Here is a 19727-nt window from a genome sequence, read left to right as displayed (position 1 = left end):
TTTTATCTATGTATTTCATTAAATGAATTATTGTTGATTTCATTAATACATTTTATTAAACTATCCCTCCAATAGGGAATATCAATATTAAATGTATTTTTTATTTTTGATTTGTCCATCACTGAAAATGCCGGACGAATGGCTCTTGTTGGATAGGCTGAGCCTGGAATAGGGTTGGCCATTACCGATGTGCCACTAATATCGAATATGGCTTTAGCAAAATCGAACCACGATGTAACGCCTTCATTGCTGTAATGATAAACACCATATTCTTTTGATTCGGATTCAATAATATCAAATATTGCATTAGCGAGATCAATGGCATAAGTTGGTGTTCCTATCTGATCAGCGATGATATTCAATTCATCACGCTCTGCACCCAATTTCAACATCGTCTTTACAAAGTTTTTGGCATATTCTGAATACAACCAACTGGTACGAAGAATAAAATATTCTTTCAACAATGCAACAACAGCTTTTTCGCCATCCAATTTGGTTTGTCCGTATACATTGATCGGCTGTGCATCATCACTTTCTAACAGGAGCTTTACCACATTCCCTTCAAATACAAAATCTGTTGATAAATGAATTAAGGTAGATTGATTGGATGCACAAGCCAAGGCAAGGTTTGCTGCTCCGGTTTCATTTACTGCTTTCGCCAATTCTAACTCATCTTCAGCCTTATCAACAGCAGTATATGCAGCGCAATTGATTACAAAAGCAGGCTTTTCTTTTTTCAATAAAGATTTCAAACCAGTTTGGTCTAAAATATTAGCATCTGCTTCTGCTGGAAAAACAATATCAGAAATACCTCTACGCTCTGCTACGGTTTTGAGGCATTGCCCCAACTGACCGCCGGCACCTATAATTAATGTTTTACCCATGATGTAATTCAGCGAAAGGTTTTAATAAAAGATCTTTATCAGAAACTGATGCCTGACCAGCAGGAACTAACCAATCAATATTCAAATCAGCATCATTGTAAATTACACCCGTTTCGGATGCTTTATTGAAAAAGTTATCACATTTATAAAGAAATTCAGCAGTTTCACTTAATACTGAAAAACCATGTACAAAACCTCTGGGAATATACAGTTGCAGTTTATTTTCTGCACTCAAACGAACTGCTACATGTTTGCCATAAGTAGGCGAACCCGGACGGGCATCAACGGCAACATCCAAAACTTCACCTTTGGTTACACGAACCAATTTAGCTTGAGCAAAGGCACCTGTTTGGGCATGTAAACCCCTGATCACACCATAAGATGAATACGATTGATTGTCTTGAATAAAATCGCCAGAAAATCCTGTCTTTTCTTCAAAGGTCTCTTTATTAAAACTCTCGAAAAAATATCCACGGGGATCATCAAAAACTCGTGGTTTGATAATGATACAATCTTTTAAACCCGTTTGCTCGATCTCCATTATTTATTGCTGTATTGTTTATCGTAATAAGATTGATAATTACCTGAAGTGACATTGCTTAACCAATCTTCATTTTGAAGATACCAATCAACTGTTTTGGCTAAGCCTTCCTCAAATTGTAAACTAGGCACCCAATCCAATTGATTCTGTAATTTGGAGGAATCGATCGCATAGCGTAAATCATGACCAGCACGATCAGTAACATAGGTGATCAGTTTTGCCGATTCACCAGTTTCACGTCCCAGCTTTTTGTCCATGATGTTGCATAACAGATTGATCAGATCAATATTCTTCCACTCATTGTGGCCACCAATGTTATAGGTATCACCAGTTTTCGAATTGTGGAAAATTACATCAATAGCACGGGCATGATCCTCAACCCATAACCAATCGCGAACATTTTCGCCCTTTCCATAAACAGGTACAGGTTTATTATTTTTGATATTATTAATGGCTAATGGAATCAATTTTTCAGGAAAGTGATGTGAGCCATAATTGTTAGAACAGTTCGAGATCACACAATCCATACCATAGGTATCATGATATGCCCTTACGAAATGATCAGAACTTGCTTTTGAAGCAGAGTATGGACTATGAGGATCATAAGAAGTAGTTTCTGTAAACATACCTTCCTCGCCAAGTGCACCATAAACTTCATCGGTACTTATATGGTAAAAGCGTTTTTTATTATAATCACCTTTCCAATATTCGCGAGCTGAATTGAGTAAATTTACGGTTCCAATTACATTGGTCATCACAAATGCCGTAGGGTCTGCAATCGAACGATCAACATGACTTTCTGCAGCAAGATGAATTACAGCATCAAAATTTTCCGCCTTAAACAAATTCAAAATTGCAACCGCATCAGTAATATCAACCTTAACAAATTTATAATTTGGTTTGTTCTCGATATCAGTTAAATTGGCCAAATTGCCAGCATAAGTTAAGGCATCAAGGTTAACAATTTCGTAATTAGGATAATTATTTACGAAGCGGCGGACTACGTGAGAGCCAATAAAGCCTGCCCCACCAGTGATTAGAATTTTTTTCACAGTTATTTAAATGATTTTCAGTCGGCTAAAATAAGATAGTTATTACAATTAAACAACTAACTAGTCCTTAAAGACTATTTATGAATGATGGATATTTCAAGTATTTTCTTAAAGTTTTGATCGTATCGAGAGGATTTATTTAAGCACTATAGATAGCTGGCTCATTGGCATCAAAGTCATAGTCTGGCCGTAGATAATTTCATTTTAAGGCATTTCTTATGCAAGCATAAAAAACATCTACTCATGATTATAAATTGATCTAAAAGGTTTGAAAAAGGTAACGACCTATGAACTCAATTGATTAATAGAAACTAGGATTTTACCTACATCGCTGCTACTGAACTTTCCAGTCCCTTATACCAATCTTCACCATATTTTCTGATTAGTGGTCCTTTTAAAAAGCTGTAAACGGGCACTTTCAATTCTCTTCCAAAGGTACAGGCATCATGGCAAATATGCCAACGGTCATAGTTCAATACATCGAATTCCGGATACTTGGTAATACGAATCGGATACAGGTGACAAGAAATAGGTTTTTGCCATTCTACTAACCCTTGCTCATAAGCTTTTTCGATGGCACATTTGGTAATACCGCCTTCAAATAACACATAAGCACACTCTTTATTTTTATCAACACATGGTGTAGTTAAGTCGCCATCTTCATCCACCACATAAACTCCTTGATCTTCAATGGCTTGAATACCTTTTTCATTTAGCAAATGTTTAATCTTTGGATAAATTTCTTCCAAAACAGCAGTTTCATCATGATCCAAAGGCGCTCCGGAATCTCCCTCTACACAGCAAATACCTTTGCATTTACTCAAATTGCAAACAAAGTTTTCTTTTAAAACATCTTCGTGCACCAGCACTTGTTCCACTTCTATCATCATTATTCTTTTGCTAAAGCGTATTTTAAGCCTGCGGCTGATTTTAACTCCATCGTAACGGCACCAACCAATATCTCTACTTGTGCTTTCACAGGAACTCTATTTCCATCGTCGGTAACCCAAAGATACAAACGACTGTCTTTTTTAAAGATTCGCCCTGGCTTAATAGATGGACTGAATTTTAAACAACGTATATTCCCCAGTTTACATTTTATAGTTTCTTTTCCAACATATTCGATTTCCAAGGCGGAAACTTCGTCCTGCAGAAAATAATTTAGCTTGAAACTATCGCCTATTTTGAGTTTAGAAATATCCAAACTTCTGGCGAAGTAATAAGCGGAGACTAAATCAAAGGTCTGCGTAGTAGGCGTATTAAAATTACCCCTATTGGAAACTATCTTTTTAGCATCCTGATTAAACCTCGCCTTATCCTGCCTCTTATAGTTCGCTTCACGAATGTTTTCCTGATAAAAATAAGGCAGTAAATCCTTTTTATCGATGTAAGAATCGTAGTGATCTCTGATCTTATAAAATACATCGAAAGTACCCGAGGTTTGAGCATCAACAGTAAGCTTATAGGTCGGTTTGTTATCAAACACCAAATCTGAATTGGTCACCTTAATGGTAGCCTCTGCAGCAGTGATAAATCCATACCTCAATTTATACTGTAAAATCTCTCCCTCCTGAAAAACCGGGTCCTTCTTGAGTGGCAACTCTTGTGCCTGCAGCCGGAATGCTCCAAGAGCGATCGTAAATAATAAGATTAATTTTTTCATTTGCTTGTGCGTATCGTTTGTGTGTTGTGATTATAACGACTAAGAATGTAATGCCATATAATCATTACGAAATATATACAAAAAGCCAACCAAAACTAAAATTATTAAACGATCTCAATATCGTTCGCTATAACGTTCCTTAAATTGCAGAAGAAATTCAGAGCGTAACATCCTTCCTTTTAAACACCGGAACCGTGGAACAAGGCTCACCAAACATGATACTCTTCACCACTGGTGTAAGCAGATTGGTAACTTCCACATAAGCTGCAACCGGAATATCAATGTCGCCACAACCTTTAACCACCACACGTTCATTGGCAAAATCATCAGGGTTGATTTTAGCCAGGGCTTTGGTAAAAAGCACTGCATCCAGGGTTTCTAGACCACCAAAAACCACCTCATTTGCATAAGGCTGTAATTTATTCGCTAAAAGCATATAAGCCCAGGTGGGTACAATTGCATCTGCTGAGCAAATAATCCCCACGTTCTTATCTTGATATTGCGTCCAATCGTGATCTTTGATAAACGCTCTGAAATCTTTTTCTTTCAACATCAATCCATGAAAAAGATTATCCTTGATATCGTAGATTACCCTTTCACCTTTATGGTAAAAATCTTCTAGATTTAAAGTGATTAATCCACTATTGGCAACCTTATTAATGATGTTTTCTTGAATTTCCATGGCTTATAAATAAAAAAACCGTTCCAGCTTTAAGCTGGAACGGTAGCAAATTTACGGAATTTCTAATTAATAGAATTTCACACGATTGTCTTTTATAGTAGCCTGATCAATTAAAGCCTGGAAGGCAGCCTGACCTGAACGTTGTCCTAAACTCAACAACATACTTTCTTTTTGTTTGAACATATTTGCAATTGGAGCTGGATTTGTAAATCCATCAACAGCGAAAACATAAACACCACGATCTCCAGCAACTGGAGCCGAAACTTTACCTGGTTGAGCACCAAATACGCTACCCACCAATTTATTTTCTTGAGCAACTCCAGGAATTACAGGATTTGCAAAAACGATATTTTGAACTGGATTAACCGGAGCGCCAACTTTAGATGCAATTTGATCTAAACTTGCTTTACCAGCTCCATTAAATTTCTCTTTTAATAATTTCGCTTTTACTTCGTTTAATACCAAAGGCTGAATTTCTTTTTTAACCGCTTCTAATGGAAGGATACCTTTAGGATTAACTGCCGTTAAGTGAGCGACAACATATTCATTGGTCATGGTGTAGATTTCAGGTAAAACATCACCTTTATCTGCAGCATAAGCATCTTGAATTAATTTACGAGGATTATCTAAACCAGCTGCGAAACCTTGAGTAGCACCAATTTTATCAGCAACAGCAACTTTTAAACCTTTCTCTTGCGCATACTTAGCAAAATCTTTTCCCTTAACATCGTTTAAGAAATTACTTGCTGCTTTATAAGCTGCCTGTTGTGTTTTGCTACTTGCACCTAAAGCTTTCTCAATGTAAGCCAATTTAGCTACTTTAGAATTCCCCATCTGTCTTTCGATGCTCATGATGTGGTAACCAAACTGTGATTTAACCACTTTCAAATCGCCAGCTTTACCATCAAATGCAGCATTTTCAAATTCTGGAACCATTTGGCCACGGCTGAAAGAAGGCAGTGAACCACCTTGATCTTTAGAACCATCAACACTATAGGTTTTTGCCAGTTCGGCAAAGTTACCGCCTTTAGCAATTAAGCCTTTTAATGAATCAGCCAATTTAGCCGCTTGAACATCGCCGCCGACTTTAGCTGGATCAATTAGAATATGTTTTACTTTAACTGAATCCGGAGAGAAACGTGTATCGATAACTTTCACCAATTTATAAGCATTCCCAGTTAATGTTGGTCCGTAGAAACTTCCTGCTGGCAAAGCAAATACTGCTGAATCTAAAGCGGCATCACCCAATTTACCTTTCGACAAATAAGTATAAGGAACTTTAACATCAGAATTGATTGCCGCAAAAAGTGAATCATTTTTAGAAGCCCTGAAATCAGCAGCAATTTTTTTAACCTGTGCTTTTACTGTTGCCGAATCTGCTGCAGTTGGGCGAATGCTGAATGACACATAATCAAAAGAACGAGATTCTTGTGGATTATTGAAACGTGCTTTGTTTTCATCATAATAAGCTGAATAATCTGCATCAGTTAGTTTTACTGAAGCATCGGCAATAGTGCTGTAATCTAAACCGATATATTTGAAATTAGCCAATTTATTACGGTTGGTGTATTCATCTGTTGCTTCTAATGAAGTTACATAAACCGAATTGCGGATTAAGTTCGAATATTTTGCCTGTAAAGATTGCTCTTTGATTTGCTCTTGCAACATGTTTGATTGCTGTAAAGCCTGTGCATCTTTTGATTTTAAAAAGTTCATCAAGGTAGCACGATCAATTTGTCCGGTTTGAGGATTTGAAAAATATTGTTTGATAATCGGGCTTGGGTTTTGACCTTGCAATAAATCGAACAACTCATCTTCAGAAACCGTTAAACCTAAACGCTCATATTCTTTATTCAATAGGACACCCGCCAATTCTGCATTCCAAGCCTGATCAACAGCCATAGCTGTCATTTGAGGATTCAAACTTCCACCGAATTGTTGTTTGTATTGATTTAAACTCTGATCTACTTTTGGTTGAAAATCATCAATACTGATATCGTTCCCATCAACCGTACCCACTACCTTTTGATTTGCCGACCAAAAAGGCTTACCCACGTTAATTGCATCGCCTACTAAAAATGCAACAATTGCAAAACCGATAGCAAAGACCAAGATATAGCCAGCACGGTTACGCAAAAATGTCATTAATCCCATATTGTACTTTATAAATTTATTTAGTTTTTTTTAAGAGGGCGCAAGATACAAATTTGCCTTAAAAAAGAAAACACAAAATTTTATTTATCAAGTGTTTAATTTTTAAGCAAATAGATTAGGTTTTTAAGGATTAATGGAAGACTTAAAATCAAAGATAGAATCGAGACAAAACACCTTATTATGAAAAATTAAATCGGCATAAATATATTTGAATGGATGAGTGGTACATTTTTGATTTTACCTGATCCATATCACATCACTTATGGCGTAATGCCTTCTTTCATATTTAAATCGCCACTCCCGGTTTCCATAGAATAAGTGCTGAAATCTTGTGGAGCCTGAAAATTAATACCATTTCCTTCACTTCCATCAGCACCTTTTACATATACCCTTTGCGTTGAATAGAAAATCTTTTTTATTTCATCCCAGATCAATTCCTGGGAAGAAAAAGTATCGCCCTTATTATTCTTCACCACCACATTTTTCCTGAATTCGGTTTTTTTATCCTGATCTTTCCTGATGGCATAATCACAAACCAGGTTACCATCTATTGTTCCGTTGGGATTGAAGAAATTGATGTTAACGCCTTTGGGCATTTCCTGATAAATGGCACCCTCTGATGGGGTAATCTTATCCATGATGGGTGCATTACCTTTTGCCTTAACCCTGGCCGAGTCGCTGTAAACAACTTCAACGCCAATGGTTCTATCTCTGGTAAACGTGATCTTATTAATGGCTACCGGATTTGCTTTTTTCAGATCGTCATCGCCACATGATGCCAAAAATAATGGCAACCCAAGCATCAAACCAAAGAAAAAAGTTTGCGGTTTCATTAATCAACTCTATATCTACGGAACCAAGTATCGTTAAGCGTAAACCCTAAATGAAAGTTAATGAATTGTTCTTTTACCAGATTATTATTTAAAGTTCCACGTTGCCCAACTTCGGTTGTGAAGTTGATTTTATAGAATGCCGACCCTGCATTGGCGCTAGGCAATGGAAATCCAAATCCTAAAGAAGCACCCATTTGTTTAATATCCTGATTATTGATTTGAATATAGGTTTTATCATAATTGAAACCTAGACGATAATCAATACGTTTCATATAACTGTTATATGATGTTGCATCTGGCGTCCATTGGCCGCCTAATGATGCGCCCCAGCTATCTTGCAATCCAGAATTTATATTATTGATGCTTGTAGCAGCCCATTTGCTCATTCTAAAATCAGCACCAATTAACCATTTATCACTCTTTTTAATGGAAACACCAAAATTGTGCGATAGTGGCAAAGTTAAATTCGACTTACCATTATCAACTGAATTTAAAGTATCAATGGCCGTACTCTCATTACCAGCAGCATCTCTGGTGTATTGGGTAGCATAAAAAGTTTGGTTGGAATTTAATTTACCTGAGTTGCTTCCTGAATAACCCAAAGTAACAGATGTTGTTCTGCCCACATTGAAATCATACTGAATGCCGTACGAATAGTTTAAACCACCTACACTATTTTTATTTTGAAGTTTTGCATTAATGGCACCTGCAAGTGCGTATTCAGTTGCTCTTGTGGTTTGAAGATTACCAAAGATGTATTCTGCATTGGCTCCAATTCTTAAATGATCACCGATGCGGTAACCATAACCAATGTAAGCTTTTGACAAACCACCCTCACCTTCGTAAAGTTGATCAACACTTGTCGTGTCGATTTTAACTGTATTTCTGTAAGAGTAACCTAAATCAGAATAAGGAAGAATACCAAAACTCAAAGCGGATTTTCTGTTTACAGGAATAGCGAAAGCCAAATGGCTGAATGTAGCATTAAAACTGGTTTCGCTTAAATTATTGCGACTTAAACTGGTTAAACCTGCACTCATCCCAACATCAATTGTAGTTAAAGTTATAGAGGAATAAGATGCAGGATTTTGCATATTGATATTATTAAATCCTGTAATGGAATTTACTGCAGTGGAAATACCACCCATTGCTCTCAATTGTGGCAACAATGAACCTTTGATATTTCCAAGTCCATATCTTGAATATGGCGATGAAGTGGTAACCTGTGCCTGAACACCTAAACCACAAACTAGAACGAATATGGCTGCAATATAATTTATTCTTTTGTACATTTTAATCTGCAATAGCTTCATTTAATCCTTTTAATACGATATAGGGATCTTGTATAATTTGAGGGGCAAAGATGCTGTTTTGTAATTGCTTATACAAAAAATTAGCGTCGCCACCTGTTATAATCACCTTTAAAGCACTTTCCTTTATATTATTTATGGCAATAAAGCCTTCAATTTCATTTATAATCCCTTGCAATACACCATTTTTTATGGCCGATTGCGTATCCTTACCTTCCGGGATGGATTCTTTTGCATTCCAATCTACCAAAGGTAATCTACCTGTAAAATCATGCACAGCTTTAAAACGCATGGCTATCCCCGGGCTTATACTCCCACCGAAATATTCTTTTTTGCTGGTAAGTAAATCATAGGTGATACAGGTACCCGCATCAACTACCAGACAAGCGTTTTTGGCAAACAAACTATTAGCGCCTAAAATGCCTGCCCATCTATCTAACCCAAGCGTAACAGGCGTTTCATATTTGTTATTTACACCATTTGTTAATGATGCTGAAAATCTAATGTATGTGGTATGCTTTTTTAAATATTCTTCCAGCGGGCCAATTTCTTGATTTACACTGCTAATGATTGATTTTTTAGGCGAAAATTTATCAATTAATTGACCCAAATCCAATATGCCCAATTTAGTTAGCCGTTGATGATGTACAATTTCTTTCCCAGTAAAAACAGCCACCTTCGCCGATGAATTACCTATATCAATACTTAAGCTATGCATTTATGTTTTTAACACGAAAATTTGTTTGATACACTACTTATCTCCTATCAAGCGAATTACAATCCAAAAAGCATTTATCGCAAAATCCTGCCACAAAGCTATCAATCTTTGTTAAGTTTTGGCCTAGTATTTTGTTAAAAAAGGTTAAACAAAAAGAAAATATTGTATGGAGAGCACAAATAAAACAAAGAGCGTTTCGTAAAACCAACGCTTTTTTGCATTGCTAAAATAGTAGGCCAATAATACCGACCCTGGTGGTACGCAGAGCAGAAAATGCCATGTACGGAAATTCGGTTTAAGGTAAAAACTCGCACCAGCAACAATAAACATAAAAAACAGCAATTGAAATCCTTTACGTGTACTGATGAAGCTTCTGAAAAAGTTTTCTCGCAGCTGCAAGGATGCCAACACGATAATAATAGCTACCGGAATGAGGACCAAATAATCATTATAATTAACAGTGAATACCGATGGAAACTTATTGCCTAAAGGTTTCCAAATTTGATAAAAGGAGGATAAATTATCACGCCAGTAATAAAAAACAGCCAAAAAGAAAAATACCGTAATAAATCCTACAAGTCCGGCAATCCACTCCCGCCAATCGAACGATCTGAAAAGCAATAGCGCCAAGAAAATCATCAGCAACATGGCCATGAACGGGAAATATATCAATGTTCCGATACCGATGATCATTCCGATATCAAAAACCGTAGTAATGGAATTTGCACTCTTGCCCAGTTTTAAAAATTTATCAATTACCCAAATCAAGAAAAAATTGCTAATCAAAGCCGGACTTAAAATCATGAACGGCATAAACAAGCTCATGCCCGTAATATACATTAAGGCCGGCAAGAAACTTGGTTTAGCCAATAAATTGTGGTTACTGATGATGCTGTTAAAGATTAACGCCTGAACAAAAATGATTACAGCAGCAATAAAAATATTGGTTGATGCTGAAAACGCATTGTCCAAATCGATATTGATCAATAACCTGGCGAAAGGCTCCAGAAAATCAAAGTTCAGCTGATTTGGCATCTCATAAAAAATGGCAATACGCATAAAAAATGTGTAAGCCAATAGAAATAAGAGGTTAATTGGATTTAGCTGTCGAAACTGATTAATCATGCCTTTTTAAAGAGTAGGCAAAGTAAAGATAAAAAGCTGAAAATAAATAGTCATCGGATGAATATCTGCAACATGCCAATATTCATCTGATTAATAAAATAAAGCTAAACCCTTGTATACCTTTTCACCATATCATCGATAATTTTTTCTGTCTCATCAGGAAAATCGAATTCATGTTTCTGCGGATTATTTACCCATTCTTTCACAATTGGCAACCAATTTCTGGTGCTGCCCCAAATAACAGGCAAACCGAATTGCTTTAAGGCATAGGCATTACATTGTTGCTCAAACTGAAAGCGCATTGGCGCCACTAACAATTTTTTCTTTAAATAAAGGGCTTCGGCAGGGCCTTCAAAACCACCACCGGTAAATAATCCTTCACAAGTGGCTAGGCTTTTATTAAACTTTTCATTGTTAACCGGCTCAACATAAATGTTTTCGTAAGTGTAAGCTTCTTTACTATGTTTAGAGAAAACTTCCCATTTTATTTCTGGAATCTGTGAAAGCAATTTTACCAATCTTTTATCATCAACTGCCGGCAAATAAACTGTATAGTGACCAAGATTTTCGCTTCTCATCGCTCTTATTTCAGCTCGGATTACTGGTGTATGAATGAACGTATCATATCGATCGAAATGAAACCCTATGTGGTATTTTGTTGGCGCATACCTGCTCAAAATCAGCTTGCCCCAATCCAACGTTCGCGGACGCGGTACTTTTTTCGATTTAAAAGCAGCCTGGTGACTTAGCGAAACACAATCAATTCCTTGCAATTTACAGGCCCAGGCACTTACGGGTTCGAAGTCGTTGACAATAAGATCGTAATCTTTGAGCGGTAATTGTTTCATGTCTTTTCTAAAACGAAAAAGATTCATGCTTAACCAAGTTGCAAAATGATCTACCCCACCCTTTTTTCCAAAAATGAAACTAAAGCCATGTAACTGATACTTTACTGGTTGGCTCAGTTTAACATCTGCTTGTGTGCCGCTAACTAAAATATCAAGTTCTCCATATTTTTGGAGTAAGGGAATAATTTCTCGTGCCCTACTAATGTGACCATTACCTGTTCCCTGAATTGCGTAAAGTATTTTCATTTGTGCCGAATATCCAAAAATTATTGAGCAATTTCATACTTAATGTGTTGTAAAAGTATGTTTACATCCAGCTTACTTTTTAAATCTTCGGCATCTGATAGAATTCCTTCATCCAATTCATCTTTAACGAAATCTTCGTGATTGTATTTAAAAACGGTCCAGTTTTGATCTTGATACTCCAATGCAGTTAAACTTTCTACCCAATCGCCACTGTTCAAATAAGTTACCTGACCTTCTTCAGTAGCTATTTTTCTTTTTTCTCCCTGGTGAATGTGTCCACAAACCACATATTGATATCCTTTTTCGATAGCAAGTTCGGCAGCAGTTTGCTCAAAACTATTGATAAACTTTACCGCATCTTTAAATTTTGCCTTAATCTTTTTCGAAAAACTCATTTTTTCGCGGCCAAAGGCGGCAAGTACCCAATTCACAAAACTGTTAATCAATATTAAAGTGTCGTAGCCAACAGCGCCCATTTTTGCTAACCATTTAGAATGTTGCATGGTAACATCAAACACATCGCCATGAAAAAACCACGCTTTTTTTCCGTCGAGCTCTAAAATTAACTTATTTTGAAGATGAAAACTACCCATTTCCATACCATCAAACTTCCTTAACATCTCATCGTGATTTCCAGTAAGATAATATACCTGAACACCTTCGGAAACGAACTTCATCAATTTACGGATAACCTTCATGTGCGATTCCGGCCAATAGCTTTTACTAAATTGCCAGATATCAATAATGTCGCCATTTAAAATAAGCGTTTTAGGCTTAATGCTTTTTAAATATTTAAGGAGTTCTTTGGCATGGCAGCCATAGGTGCCTAAATGCACATCAGAAATTACGACTACATCAATAGTTCTTTTATCCATAACCGGGAAATTTAGGGGAGAAGAATTTATTACCGCCCGAAGAAAGCAGTTTAAAAATATTGAAGATTATTCTACCACTCCTCTTCCTCATCAAGTTTAACCTCAAAAGGGCTGAAGAAATAAAGTACAATAATCAATAAACAAATGGCAAAGAATGACTCTAACATATCATTTGATTTTACACTACAAATGTAAGACACTGTTTATCAACCAAATGTTACGAGACTGTTAAATTATTCTTCGAAATGATAAAGGATGTTAAATTGGGTGTTAGGATTGGTTTATTATGGAGTCAGTAACATTCAAATCACCTTAAACCAAAAAAGTCATTCGATGAAAAGGCGTTATACCTTAATCATCAAATGACTTTTAATATTATTTCGGTTAAGCAGTTTAAACAGTTAACCAGTTTAAACGAAAATTTACGCTTTAACAGCCTTCTTTTTCTTCTTATTTTCTGAATAAAAACCGAATCCTAAACCAGCAAGCAATAAAATTGATCCAGCTAATGAGATTTTTTCGCCTGCGTAATAAGAAGTTGGGTGGAAGATAAATTCCACTTTGTGGTTTCCACCTTCTAGCTGTGCAGCACGTAGAATATAATCCGCCCTGAAGTAAGGTTTTTCCTTTCCATCTACATACATTTTCCAGCCTTTGTTATAATAAATTTCCGAGAAAACAGCAATAACATCCTTCGCTGAAGAGTATTCATAAGTTAAATGGTCTGGCGTATAATTGATAAGTTTAATAAATCCTTCTACTCCTGTGCCCAAGCGTTTCGTATCAATTAACGATTTATATTGCTCATCAACAATTGCTTCTTTTTTGGCATCGAAGCTACTGATGGCTTTCATTTCCTCATCAGCATTTTTAGCATACTGAACACTTTGAACAAACCATGCATTACCCGCAGCTGTAGCATTACGTTGCATTTTATAAGAGCCATTCTGAGGATCTTGCGTAATGATATACTTGGTGTTTAACATATCCAAAACATCTTGATTGATGCTTTTTGTTAACTGATGATCTACCAGTTCCTGAAAACGTTTTAACCTTGCCGAGTGGAAACCTCCAACAGTTTTGTGGAAATAAGATGTTTCAGCACTTTTGAAAGGATCACCCAATGATAAATCGAAAACCCTAAAATTTGGATCTTTGTCTGCAGAAATGAATGTATCAACATCTCTTGCCTGATAATGATTCGCTAAATCAGATTTGCTTACAAAGTTTTGGTTATTCAAATACCTACGATCTACTTGCCATAAATCAATCAATATGAACAATGCCAATAAGCCAAAGGCCAATTGCATATTCATTTTCTTAGTAATGAATGCCCATGTTAAACCAAAACCAATTGTGATGAAAAGTAATGTGCGTAAAGCATCAGTTCTGGCTAAACTTATTCTATCAGCTTTTACTGCCTCTAAAATCTGTGCAGTTAATGAAGTATTATTTTGAGTAATTTGATTTAACCATGTGGTTAGCTCTGGCTGTGTAGCACTGGTAAAGCTAAAGAAAGCTGTTGGCGCTATCGCGATCAAAAGCGCAAAACCTCCTGTAATCCCAGCCGACCAAGTTAAACGTTGAACTAAATATTTCTGATCATATTTTCCATCCTGTGCTTCTTTAACAGCCAATATTGCCAATAATGGAACCAATAAACCTACGACCGCCAATATGGATTCTACTGCTCTGAACTTATTGTATCCTGGCAGATAATTAAAGAATAAATCAGATATGAAAGGAAGATTTTGTCCGAAAGAAAGGAATAACAATAGTACACTACTTCCTAAAATCCACCATTTCCAGCGATGTTTAACGATAAATAATCCGAAAACAAACAAGAAGCAAATAATTGCCCCAAAATAATATGGGCCAGATGTACCGGGTTTATCGCCCCAATAATTCGAGCCTGCATTTTGAGCGATGGCGTTTAGCGCCTTCTCTGTATCCTGACCATATACCGGACCTAAAACATTGGAAACCGTACCATCCTGTAAAATTTTAATAAACTTTCCTTCAGGATTCAATTGTCCACCACTTGCCCCGCCATATAAGTTTGGAATTAAAAATGTAAAGCTCTCTCCAACACCTTGGCTCCATTGATAAGCATAAGCTTTATCCAAGCCATTCGAAGCTTCTGCTTTATCGGTAGTTAAATTTGATTTTCCGCGTATGGTTTCTTTTCCATATTCATAAGTTGTCCATAATGTACCTGCGTTTACCATTACAGCCAACACAATACCCGCAGCGATGAAACCAATTGATTTGCCGAAAATATTTAATTGTTTTGCTTTGAAGGCATGATAAAATTCAATACAAGCCAAAATAAACAGAGCGATGAATAAATAGTACGTCATTTGGATGTGATTGGAACGAATTTCCAATGCCATAAATAAAGCAAGCAAACTTGCCCCCACCAAATATCTTCCCCTTAAAACCAATATGATGGAAGCTAAAATTGGGGCAAAGAAACCAATGGCCAATGCTTTATTACTGTGCCCTGCGGCAATAATAATAAAGTTATATGAAGTGAAAGCAACCGCAATTGCACCCGCAGCAGCAAGCCATGGGTTAATTTTGAGTACACAGAATAACAGATAAGCACCCAATAAATATAAAATCACTGTTCCAACAGGATCGGGAAATACCCCTTTAATAACATCGATACCGTATGTAGTTATGTTTAATGGATACTGTACCCAAATCTGATATGCAGGCATTCCACCGAACATCTGGTTAGTCCAAAGCGGACCTTTACCAGTTGCAGCCTTTACATCCATAATTTCTTTCTGCATGGCTTTTGCCTGCAAAACATCGCCTTGTTGTGGCGCTTTACCCTGCAAAACAGGACTGAAGTAGGCAAACGTAATGACTACAAAAAATGCAATAATGGCCAGATGGATGCCATTTTTATTAAACCAGTTATTCATTAAGGTTTGTTTAAGTTTAAACGAACGTCAAAAATAAAAAATTGAGCGGTATAAAAAAGGAATAAATGAAATGTGAGCAGAATAAAAAATTAGATTTGATAAATGAAATCCCAACTTAACCCTTTTATGATGAGAAAGTTTCTTATGACTGGAATTTTTCTGGCGTTTGCATCTTCCACCTTTAGCCAAATAATTAGCCTGAATTCGAATGAGATTGCTTCACTTCGATCTATAGTAAAAAAAGATCCAACAATTAAAAAGCAATATGAGTTATTAGTAAAACAGGCCAACAGCAATCTGAATGATCAACCCCATCCGATTGATACAATAAGAACGGAAGGGCTTTTAAAGGGAAACCCTCAAAAGGTAAAAACACAGGAGGCATTAGCTGATATGAGCAAAATGTACACATTGGCGCTTCAATATCGGATCACTGGCGATGAAAAATACCTCACCAAATGTATATCCTTTTTAGTTCCATGGGCATCAGTCAATCATCCCAATGGCAATCCAATTGATGATACCAACCTGGATAAAGCGGTGGAAACTTACGATTTAATTAAGGATGATCTTCCTGCTAAGGATAAAATATTAATCCAAAAATGGTTGAAGGAGACTGCCTTAGCCGAAATCGGCAGCAAGCGCATGAAACCCGGAAGGGCAACAGCGATTAATAACTGGAATGCACACCGGCTTAAAGTGGTAGGTGAAATTGGCTATGCGTTACATGATCAGCAGCTAATCGATTGGACGATAGAAAACTTAAAAAGCCACATTTATATCAATCTCTATCCTGACGGTACCAGCTTGGATTTCAAAGAACGCGATGCCATGCACTACCATATTTACGATTTGGAACCTTTGTTAAAACTGGCCATTATGATCGATCGGGCAAAAGGTCAAAACTTCTACATTTACGAATCTGCCAAAGGCTCGTCGATAAAAAAATCTGTCAACTGGTTGATGCCCTACATAACCGGGCAAAAACAACATGAGGAATATGTTAATACCACTGTTAAATTTGATCGCGACAGGGCGAAAAATAACGAACCTGGCTTTGCCCCTGGAACCATGTTTGAGCCCATACTTGCACTGCCTGTTTTAAAGTTATCGGTCTATTTTGATGCCCAACAATTGAAATTACTAAATCAACTTAGTAAAGGCAATAATAATCTTTCAATGATGGTTGACCAGATTAAGAGAGAATCACAAGAAACTTTCAAATAACATAAACTTTCAATAATTTTTGAAAGTTTAAAAATGTTACTATATTTGTTTATGGAATTAGCAGCAGCAAAACTGAAATTTATCGAAGCTTGGGGCAAGTTAGGCTCTGAATGGGGAATTAACCGCACCATGGCTCAAGTACATGCTTTGTTATTAATTTCTCCGGAAGCGTTAACTACCGAAGAAATTATGGAAACATTAAGTATCTCTCGTGGCAATGCAAATATGACCCTTCGTGATTTAATTGGTTGGGGATTAATAGAAAAACAACATAAAGCCGGTGAAAGAAAAGAATACTTTTTCGCTGATAAAGATGTTTGGAATATTGCCCGTCAGGTTGCGAAAGAGCGTAAAAAAAGGGAATTGGAACCAGTATTAAAGGTATTAAACGAACTCTCTACGGTAACTGGCGATGAAAAAGATCCTGAATTTAAAACATTTAAAAAATCAGTTACCGATATCAACAAGTTGGCAATCAATGTAGATAAAACTCTTGAAACAATGCTTAAAGCTGAGGAAAGTTGGTTTTGGGGTTCCGTTTTGAAAGTATTTAAATAATATCAAGATTTGAGTATCAAGTACTAGAACTGTTTGCCATAACCCTAAGCCTTAACCGGCTTAATTTTTTAATTTTAACTTTCATTTTTTACTGAAAGTATAAAAATATAAATAAAATGAAAACGTTAAACAACCACGTAATTTTATTCGATGATGAATGTCCGATGTGTTTTGTTTACACCAAAGCATTTGTAAAAACAGGCATGCTGGCTGTAGATGGTAGAGAATCTTATCAAAATGCATCAGCTCATTTGTGCCCATTGATTGATCAGCAACGGGCTGCAAATGAAATTGCATTGGTAAATACAGAAACCGGCGAAGTAACTTATGGCATTAGAAGCCTGTTTAAAATAATAGGAAACGCGATTCCATTATTCCAGCCGCTATTTCAGTTTAAGCCATTCATTCTTCTGATGTCTAAAATTTATGCTTTTGTTTCTTACAATCGGAAAGTCATAATTCCTTCTGAGGTAAAAATAAATGCCATTCAGCCTAGTTTTAAATTACATTACCGCATTGCTTATTTGTTATTGACTTGGTTTTTTACTGCTCTCATCTTAACAAATTATGCACAACTGTTAACTGACTTTGTGCCTTTAGGCGGTAAATACAGAGAGTACTTTATTTGTGGTGGACAAATTCTTTTTCAGGGAATGATCATCAGTTTTTACAAAAAAGAAAAACTTTGGGATTATTTGGGCAATATGATGACAATTTCTTTCGCTGGATCTATCTTGTTAATCTTCGGTTTGATGACTCATCATTTTTTTGAAGTAAATTCAATATTTTATATTCTTTATTTTATGCTGGTTGCCGGGTTAATGCTTTTAGAACACATCCGCAGAAGTAAAATTTTAAAATTGGGCTGGGCAATGAGTATTACCTGGGTACTTTATCGCTTAATTATTTTGGTGTTAATCTTTAGTTTATAGCAATCATGACTTACAAAAAAATCATCCTCGCTGGAGGAAACGGATATTTAGGAGGATTACTGGCAAAACATTTTACAAACCTGGCAGAAGAAATAATCATTTTAGCAAGAAAACCGCAGCCACAAAATGGAAACATTAAAACCATTGTATGGGACGGAAAAACAGAAGATGCCTGGATTAAGGAATTAGAAAATGCTGATTTATTGGTTAATCTTTGTGGAAAAAATGTAAACTGCAGGTACACTAAAAAGAATCAGAAGGAGATTATAAATTCTAGAGTGGTTCCAACAAGGTTACTCGGAAAAGTAATTGGTAATTTAGTTAACCCACCAAAATTGTGGATCAATATTACCTCTGCAACCATTTATCGCCATGCGGAAGACAAACCGCAAGATGAGTACACTGGAGAAATTGGTTACGGCTTTTCTATCGATGTTTGCAAAGCCTGGGAAACCAGTTTTTTTGAAAATGATACACCTAAAACTCGAAAAGTTGCCTTACGCATGGGTATTGTTCTGGGAAGAAGCGATGGCGCATTTCCAAGACTTTTGAATCTGGTAAAATTTGGTTTGGGCGGTAAGCAAGGAGATGGTAAGCAATATGTTAATTGGGTACATGAGCAAGATGCCGTCAACAGTATTGAATGGTTGCTAAAAAATCAGGAGATAAAAGGCATAGTAAATTGCGTGGCACCAAATGCGGTAACCAATAGTAATTTGATGCAAACCATCAGAAAAACTTATGGCATCCCATTTGGCATACCAACGCCTGCCTGGCTTTTGATTATCGGGGCCAGAATAATCGGCACCGAAACCGAATTGATTTTAAAAAGCAGGTGGGTTAAACCTGCAGTTTTATTAGAAAATGGATTTGAATTTCAATACGGGAAAATTGAGGAGGCCGTACATGACATTGTGAGTTTGAGAATTTAAATATAAGTTGAACTTATGGGTTGCCGCGAAACGAAGAAAAATCGTCTGAGGTCTAGACGCGACAGGCAGGTAATGACGAATGCAAAAAAAAGGTACTGTTATAAATTCCAAATATTTAGACAAAAAAGTATTTTTGTATTCTAAAGAAGTTCAGCCACTGAACTATCTTGCGTAGTCTCGATTTTCGGATCGAGGCTACTACTTTTGTGGTTTT

Annotated in this window: 18 protein-coding genes; 4 read left to right on the top strand and 14 right to left on the bottom strand. The window is 36.4% G+C overall.

Annotated features, from left to right (window positions below; genetic code table 11):
* Nucleotides 1–2: 2 nt before the first annotated feature.
* The 14 genes from rfbD to LUA91_RS16080 form a co-directional block, all read right to left on the bottom strand.
* Complete coding sequence (gene rfbD / locus LUA91_RS16145) at nt 3–884, bottom strand: dTDP-4-dehydrorhamnose reductase (protein WP_231427150.1); 882 nt, start codon at nt 882–884, stop codon at nt 3–5.
* Nucleotides 877–1425 carry a dTDP-4-dehydrorhamnose 3,5-epimerase gene (gene rfbC / locus LUA91_RS16140; RefSeq protein ID WP_231427149.1) on the bottom strand — a complete coding sequence of 183 codons (549 nt, stop codon included), beginning with the start codon at nt 1423–1425 and terminating at the stop codon, nt 877–879. The genes rfbD and rfbC overlap by 8 nt, the downstream gene beginning before the upstream one ends.
* On the bottom strand, nt 1425–2477 hold the full coding sequence (gene rfbB, locus LUA91_RS16135) for a dTDP-glucose 4,6-dehydratase (RefSeq protein ID WP_231427148.1): 1053 nt from the start codon (nt 2475–2477) through the stop codon (nt 1425–1427). Before rfbB ends, rfbC begins: the two co-directional genes overlap by 1 nt.
* A gap of 323 nt (nt 2478–2800) precedes the next feature.
* Entirely contained in the window at nt 2801–3364 is a 564-nt protein-coding gene (locus LUA91_RS16130) for a DUF3109 family protein (protein ID WP_231427211.1), read from the bottom strand.
* A gap of 2 nt (nt 3365–3366) precedes the next feature.
* Nucleotides 3367–4140: a DUF3108 domain-containing protein gene (locus tag LUA91_RS16125; RefSeq protein WP_231427147.1), complete on the bottom strand. Its 774-nt coding sequence runs from the start codon at nt 4138–4140 to the stop codon at nt 3367–3369.
* 157 nt (nt 4141–4297) lie between these two features.
* Nucleotides 4298–4822: a DUF2480 family protein gene (locus LUA91_RS16120; protein WP_231427146.1), complete on the bottom strand. Its 525-nt coding sequence runs from the start codon at nt 4820–4822 to the stop codon at nt 4298–4300.
* A gap of 66 nt (nt 4823–4888) precedes the next feature.
* On the bottom strand, nt 4889–6967 hold the full coding sequence (locus LUA91_RS16115; RefSeq protein WP_370633658.1) for a SurA N-terminal domain-containing protein: 2079 nt from the start codon (nt 6965–6967) through the stop codon (nt 4889–4891).
* A gap of 269 nt (nt 6968–7236) precedes the next feature.
* Nucleotides 7237–7809 (bottom strand): LPS export ABC transporter periplasmic protein LptC, encoded by a 573-nt coding sequence (lptC, locus tag LUA91_RS16110; protein ID WP_231427144.1) that lies wholly within the window; start codon nt 7807–7809, stop codon nt 7237–7239.
* Entirely contained in the window at nt 7809–9122 is a 1314-nt protein-coding gene (locus tag LUA91_RS16105) for an outer membrane protein transport protein (RefSeq protein WP_231427143.1), read from the bottom strand. Before LUA91_RS16105 ends, lptC begins: the two co-directional genes overlap by 1 nt.
* Entirely contained in the window at nt 9103–9837 is a 735-nt protein-coding gene (locus LUA91_RS16100; protein WP_231427142.1) for a type III pantothenate kinase, read from the bottom strand. Before LUA91_RS16100 ends, LUA91_RS16105 begins: the two co-directional genes overlap by 20 nt.
* Before the next feature lie 144 nt (nt 9838–9981).
* On the bottom strand, nt 9982–10962 hold the full coding sequence (locus LUA91_RS16095; protein WP_231427141.1) for a DUF6427 family protein: 981 nt from the start codon (nt 10960–10962) through the stop codon (nt 9982–9984).
* A gap of 104 nt (nt 10963–11066) precedes the next feature.
* Nucleotides 11067–12056 (bottom strand): glycosyltransferase family protein, encoded by a 990-nt coding sequence (locus tag LUA91_RS16090; RefSeq protein ID WP_231427140.1) that lies wholly within the window; start codon nt 12054–12056, stop codon nt 11067–11069.
* Between the two features lie 20 nt (nt 12057–12076).
* Nucleotides 12077–12931: a UDP-2,3-diacylglucosamine diphosphatase gene (locus LUA91_RS16085; RefSeq protein WP_231427139.1), complete on the bottom strand. Its 855-nt coding sequence runs from the start codon at nt 12929–12931 to the stop codon at nt 12077–12079.
* A 422-nt stretch (nt 12932–13353) separates the two neighbouring features.
* On the bottom strand, nt 13354–15864 hold the full coding sequence (locus tag LUA91_RS16080) for a YfhO family protein (protein WP_231427138.1): 2511 nt from the start codon (nt 15862–15864) through the stop codon (nt 13354–13356).
* Nucleotides 15865–15993: 129 nt separating this feature from the next.
* Here LUA91_RS16080 and LUA91_RS16075 point away from each other — a divergent pair, with 129 nt between their 5' ends.
* The 4 genes from LUA91_RS16075 (at nt 15994) to LUA91_RS16060 (ending at nt 19513) form a co-directional block, all read left to right on the top strand.
* Entirely contained in the window at nt 15994–17091 is a 1098-nt protein-coding gene (locus LUA91_RS16075) for an alginate lyase family protein (RefSeq protein ID WP_231427137.1), read from the top strand.
* Between the two features lie 33 nt (nt 17092–17124).
* Nucleotides 17125–17649: a GbsR/MarR family transcriptional regulator gene (locus LUA91_RS16070; protein ID WP_231427136.1), complete on the top strand. Its 525-nt coding sequence runs from the start codon at nt 17125–17127 to the stop codon at nt 17647–17649.
* Nucleotides 17650–17765: 116 nt separating this feature from the next.
* Nucleotides 17766–18581, top strand: a complete 816-nt coding sequence (locus LUA91_RS16065; RefSeq protein WP_231427135.1) for a DUF393 domain-containing protein — start codon at nt 17766–17768, stop codon at nt 18579–18581.
* A gap of 5 nt (nt 18582–18586) precedes the next feature.
* A complete protein-coding gene (locus tag LUA91_RS16060; protein ID WP_231427134.1) occupies nt 18587–19513 on the top strand; it encodes a TIGR01777 family oxidoreductase in 927 nt (308 codons plus the stop codon).
* Nucleotides 19514–19727: the final 214 nt, after the last annotated feature.

The organism is Pedobacter sp. Leaf250 (genome assembly GCF_920984735.1).
GTDB lineage: Bacteria > Bacteroidota > Bacteroidia > Sphingobacteriales > Sphingobacteriaceae > Pedobacter.
Note: the sequence above shows the minus strand (reverse complement) of the source record. Positions and strands in the feature narration are given on the sequence as shown.

Excerpts from the sequence above, each read along its gene's own strand:
- LUA91_RS16115 (WP_370633658.1), bottom strand. The coding sequence starts at position 6,967 with ATGACATTTTTGCGTAACCGTGCTGGCTATATCTTGGTCTTTGCTATC.
- LUA91_RS16100 (WP_231427142.1), bottom strand. The coding sequence starts at position 9,837 with ATGCATAGCTTAAGTATTGATATAGGTAATTCATCGGCGAAGGTGGCT.
- LUA91_RS16105 (WP_231427143.1), bottom strand. The coding sequence starts at position 9,122 with ATGAAGCTATTGCAGATTAAAATGTACAAAAGAATAAATTATATTGCA.
- rfbC (WP_231427149.1), bottom strand. The coding sequence starts at position 1,425 with ATGGAGATCGAGCAAACGGGTTTAAAAGATTGTATCATTATCAAACCA.
- rfbD (WP_231427150.1), bottom strand. The coding sequence starts at position 884 with ATGGGTAAAACATTAATTATAGGTGCCGGCGGTCAGTTGGGGCAATGC.
- LUA91_RS16065 (WP_231427135.1), top strand. The coding sequence starts at position 17,766 with ATGAAAACGTTAAACAACCACGTAATTTTATTCGATGATGAATGTCCG.
- LUA91_RS16070 (WP_231427136.1), top strand. The coding sequence starts at position 17,125 with ATGTTACTATATTTGTTTATGGAATTAGCAGCAGCAAAACTGAAATTT.
- LUA91_RS16125 (WP_231427147.1), bottom strand. The coding sequence starts at position 4,140 with ATGAAAAAATTAATCTTATTATTTACGATCGCTCTTGGAGCATTCCGG.
- LUA91_RS16130 (WP_231427211.1), bottom strand. The coding sequence starts at position 3,364 with ATGATAGAAGTGGAACAAGTGCTGGTGCACGAAGATGTTTTAAAAGAA.
- LUA91_RS16080 (WP_231427138.1), bottom strand. The coding sequence starts at position 15,864 with ATGAATAACTGGTTTAATAAAAATGGCATCCATCTGGCCATTATTGCA.
- LUA91_RS16120 (WP_231427146.1), bottom strand. The coding sequence starts at position 4,822 with ATGGAAATTCAAGAAAACATCATTAATAAGGTTGCCAATAGTGGATTA.
- LUA91_RS16085 (WP_231427139.1), bottom strand. The coding sequence starts at position 12,931 with ATGGATAAAAGAACTATTGATGTAGTCGTAATTTCTGATGTGCATTTA.
- LUA91_RS16075 (WP_231427137.1), top strand. The coding sequence starts at position 15,994 with ATGAGAAAGTTTCTTATGACTGGAATTTTTCTGGCGTTTGCATCTTCC.
- lptC (WP_231427144.1), bottom strand. The coding sequence starts at position 7,809 with ATGAAACCGCAAACTTTTTTCTTTGGTTTGATGCTTGGGTTGCCATTA.
- LUA91_RS16090 (WP_231427140.1), bottom strand. The coding sequence starts at position 12,056 with ATGAAAATACTTTACGCAATTCAGGGAACAGGTAATGGTCACATTAGT.
- LUA91_RS16060 (WP_231427134.1), top strand. The coding sequence starts at position 18,587 with ATGACTTACAAAAAAATCATCCTCGCTGGAGGAAACGGATATTTAGGA.
- LUA91_RS16095 (WP_231427141.1), bottom strand. The coding sequence starts at position 10,962 with ATGATTAATCAGTTTCGACAGCTAAATCCAATTAACCTCTTATTTCTA.